Annotated in this window: 9 protein-coding genes; 1 reads left to right on the forward strand and 8 read right to left on the reverse strand. The window is 45.9% G+C overall.

Features of this window, described 5'->3' with window-relative positions:
* On the forward strand, positions 1-201 hold a 201-nt coding region (locus tag ACTHSL_RS12250; RefSeq protein ID WP_440381609.1), incomplete at its 5' end, for a hypothetical protein.
* A gap of 37 nt (positions 202-238) precedes the next feature.
* Here the strand turns inward: ACTHSL_RS12250 and ACTHSL_RS12255 are convergent.
* The 8 genes from ACTHSL_RS12255 to ACTHSL_RS12290 form a co-directional block, all read right to left on the reverse strand.
* Entirely contained in the window at positions 239-376 is a 138-nt protein-coding gene (locus ACTHSL_RS12255) for a hypothetical protein (protein ID WP_440381610.1), read from the reverse strand.
* 2 nt (positions 377-378) lie between these two features.
* Positions 379-576 (reverse strand): hypothetical protein, encoded by a 198-nt coding sequence (locus ACTHSL_RS12260; protein ID WP_440381611.1) that lies wholly within the window; start codon positions 574-576, stop codon positions 379-381.
* 11 nt (positions 577-587) lie between these two features.
* Complete coding sequence (locus ACTHSL_RS12265) at positions 588-803, reverse strand: hypothetical protein (RefSeq protein ID WP_440381612.1); 216 nt, start codon at positions 801-803, stop codon at positions 588-590.
* Positions 804-928: 125 nt separating this feature from the next.
* Positions 929-1,129, reverse strand: coding sequence for a hypothetical protein (locus ACTHSL_RS12270; RefSeq protein ID WP_440381613.1), 201 nt, complete (start codon positions 1,127-1,129; stop codon positions 929-931).
* Positions 1,130-1,359: 230 nt separating this feature from the next.
* Positions 1,360-1,773: a hypothetical protein gene (locus ACTHSL_RS12275; protein ID WP_440381614.1), complete on the reverse strand. Its 414-nt coding sequence runs from the start codon at positions 1,771-1,773 to the stop codon at positions 1,360-1,362.
* Entirely contained in the window at positions 1,770-2,231 is a 462-nt protein-coding gene (locus ACTHSL_RS12280; protein WP_440381617.1) for a helix-turn-helix domain-containing protein, read from the reverse strand. Before ACTHSL_RS12280 ends, ACTHSL_RS12275 begins: the two co-directional genes overlap by 4 nt.
* A 16-nt stretch (positions 2,232-2,247) precedes the next feature.
* The gene (locus tag ACTHSL_RS12285) at positions 2,248-2,685 is read right to left on the reverse strand and encodes a hypothetical protein (protein ID WP_440381615.1); all 438 of its coding nucleotides are present in this window, start codon (positions 2,683-2,685) and stop codon (positions 2,248-2,250) included.
* A gap of 77 nt (positions 2,686-2,762) precedes the next feature.
* Positions 2,763-3,455, reverse strand: a complete 693-nt coding sequence (locus ACTHSL_RS12290) for a S24 family peptidase (protein ID WP_440381616.1) — start codon at positions 3,453-3,455, stop codon at positions 2,763-2,765.
* Positions 3,456-3,720: the final 265 nt, after the last annotated feature.

Raw genomic sequence — 3,720 nt, forward strand, 5'->3', positions numbered from 1 at the left:
TGTCCAGTGTTTTTTGTTATATTGGGGAGGCTGGTATTCGATTACCTGCCATTTGCCGTCGTGATGCTGGAAGCCTATATTGGGTTGGGTGTTAATTTGGGTATGCTGTATGCGGTCTGTCAGGGGTATTTTGTGTCTTTCGTGGTGCCGTCCGCCCACCGTTTGAATTTAATGCCGGTGGTGCGCTCGGTGATGATTTGAAGGATGATTAGTATCAGGGCGATGATGGGCGGCATTATTATTCTTCTTGAAAGAGGGTTTCTAATATTTTTGTAATTCGGTTCTGTACCATTATTTTTACTGTCAACATGATGAGTGCAGCCATCAGTACGGCAATAAGAATAATGGCGGTGGCGATGTTGATGATGTTTTCCATATTTATTCTCCGTAAACGATGCCGCGCATACGTTCTTCTGTGGTCATACGTTCGTAGGTTTTTTCAAGTTGCAGGGTTGCGAAGTCGGCAGCATCCTGTTGTTGGCGGATGAGGCGTTGGGCTTCGGTTTCTTGAGAAGGTTGAGGTGTAGTGCAGGTTGCAAGTATGGCAAGCACGACTGCTCCGATTGGGGCTTTCATTTCATACTCCGTCAGCAGGCTTTTTGCAGATCGTTTTGAGTTAGGTCTGTCAGTGCTTGTTTGACTGCCGCCATGGGAGTTTTGTACTCGGGAACAAGTCCGACAATGAGTTCGCCGTCGGTGTTGATGATGTCGCAACCGTAGTGCTCTACGGGGAGGTCGTAGGCAGTACGGGTGGTTTTGGCGGTTACGCGGATGTCGATGGAGTATTCTTCTGTGATGGTCATTTTGGGGTCTTTCTGGGTTGGGTTTTTGTGGAGGTCGTCTGAAGATTCACGCTTTCAGACGACCTTTTTTATTAAATAGGGGTTAGTTAGGTTGCCGGTATCACGGGATGACAATACCGAGGAGGTTATTTAATTTTGAGAATTTCCAAAGATTCCACGGCGGCGCGGGCTATTCCAAATTCGTTAAGTGCGGCAAAGCCTTTGGCTGGTATGGTGGATGCTCCGTAATTGATCTTTGGAATAAAATTTTCGTTCAGGGCGACGGCGGTTCTTGCGAGATTTAGCAAAGCGTCGAAATTTTCTTTAGCAATAGTGATGGTTTCCATGTCGTTGCTTCATGTGACTATTGTTTGTTTCGATGGGCGTAATATAGCAAAGCTAGATAAAATATCAATAGCTTTACTACTTATTTTGTTATATTTTTTATTTAGCTTTGATTTTAAAGGATTAAAGTTACAAAAATCCGGCGGCGGCCAGATTTTTGTGGGTGCAAAAAAACCGCCTGAATGGCGGTGTATCATAAAAAAGAAAACCGCCCTAGGGCGGTTCGGTATTGTTATGAGTGGTAAGGAAGCCAAGAAAAAGACAGAGGGTGGCTCTCGGAGAGAATATGGTTGTGTGTTTTCATTCTTACATAAATGCGGTCGCCGTCTGAAACGGGTAGTCCGCGGACTGTTTGGTGTAGCATGAATGATACGTTTTCTTCTGTATCACTGCCGTCATATGGTGGAATCTCAAATACGGAGATTACATCATCGTTGCGGACGATCTCCAGAAAAATTTGACGGGTTTGTAAGGTCTGTATATCTATACCTTTGGCGGAAAATGAAATAGACAGGCACAGACGGCCTAAAATGGCTTGTTGTGTCGGGATATGGCATATATCAGGGAATATACCTATCAGACTGTATTTGTCATTTTCCGCATGGCGGATGATTTCATCGCAATAGTGGACATTTAGGTGGATCATGCCTGCTCCATATATTCGTACTGCCGTTCGAACGCTGCGCGAACCTCAAGCGGGGAAACGCCTAATGCGTTTGCCAGTTTCTGTACAGTTTTATCTTGCAGGGATTGTTTGCTGTTTTCGATGCGGGACAGATAGGGTTGAGGCAAGCCTGCGGCGGTTGCCAATTCAGACTGGGTAAACCCCTTTTTCATCCTTAGGCTGACAAATGTCTCCCCGCCTGCTTTGAGGGCTATTTTATCGGCAATTTTCGCTGCCGCCCTGTCCATCGCTGCTTTGCGGCGCGGATTTTTCCGCACATGCTCAATATGCTCTGCGGCGGGGGTAGTGTTGGGGCTGATCGGTTTGACGCATTTAATCTGCCCGTTTATTCGCAGGCAGTTTATGTGGGTGACGGGGGTGGCGGATGTAGGCGTTGATACTGTGCAGGCGGCCACGGCAACAGTGAGTGTTGCACCCATTTGGAACCATGTGCCGTTAGTTGGAGTACAGTTCTTCATAGTCTTTGATAATCCGTTTTGTGATTGGGTGTTCTGCCTGATAGTCAAATTTGTCTGTCTTCTTGTTTACAACAGCCAATATATCTATGCGGCGGATATATGCGCCGTTTGGCTGTTTTTCATGGCATTGTGCGTAAATTATTCTGTATCCGGCTGCTTCTTCGCTGCCAAATCGGACGCGTAAAACTTTGATGTCTTTTTCCCATAATGACAATATGGGTTTTACTTCCAAATCAAGCGGGCCTATGGGTTCGCCATATTCTCTGAAGTATTTGTTTTCGTATAAGCCATCAAAAATAGCAGAGTCCGACTGAATCATCTCGATGGCGGCATCGAGATAACCGACCGCTTCTTCGTCTTTTTCAAAAAAACGGTCTAAATCCTGCTCGGCGTTAAAGTGGACGGTCAGCTCCATGCGTGCCTTTTTTTATATATTATATCTTTTTAGTTATACCGCGCAATACGCGGTAATAAATCAGTCGTCCAAGTATCTTAATCCATCACACTCCACCAGAAAACGCGGCCGATGATGTTTATATCGGACGCATCCGCCTCTTCGTCGGGGTAGGCCTCGGCATTGTAGCTTTTGATACGGATTTTATTGTCAGGCAGTTTTTGCAGGATTTTTGTGCGTAACAGCCCGCCGTGGTTGACGGCGTAGATTTTTCCGTCTTTTACGGTTTTGTCGGCGGTATTTATACCCAATGTCGCGCCGTCAGGAAATACAGGCTCCATGCTGTCGCCGTCGGCGCAGACGCAGATCACGGCGGCGGGGCTGATGCCGTGCCGCCGAAGTGTTGCTTTTGAGAAACGCAGCTTGTAGCCGTTGTAATCTTCGATGTCGTCTGAAAAGCCGTTGCCCGCTGCCAGGTGAATCTCTTTGTAGAAAGGGACTTCGCAATCGTCGCCTGACAGCGGGGTGCGGCTGTCCCATGCGTCCACCGTGCCGATAACGGTTGCGTTTGATTCCGTTTTGGGAAGTTCTCCTTCTTTTCCGTCAATCCAGCCTCTCGGAAGTTCAAGTGCGTTTTCAATGTGGCTTGCTACACCATCTCCGATGTTTCTGTATCCGTTCAGCCATTGGTTGATTTGTGCTGGGCTTTTTTTTATTGCTCGTGCGAATTCTGCCTGATTTCCGTTAAATCGTTCATTTATCAATTTTTTAATTCTATCTAAGCGGGTCATGATGATGTCTCCGTATAACAAGCATAAATATAAAGCAAAGCTACATATAACAATGCTACTATTTTTAATTTAGCTATGATATACTCTTGCTAAAGTTTAACCTTACTGAAAGAGATTTATAGGATTTCTATGGATTTGAAAGATTATTGTTCTATACGAGGTAATCAGGCGAAGTTGTCAAAAAAGACCGGCATCGCTCCGTCGTTTATCAATCAAATGGCTCGCGGTTTAAAACCCGTCCCCGTCCGTTATGCCGCTTTAATTG

Source organism: Neisseria sp. P0008.S010, from assembly GCF_051962715.1.
Classification (GTDB): Bacteria; Pseudomonadota; Gammaproteobacteria; order Burkholderiales; family Neisseriaceae; genus Neisseria; species Neisseria elongata.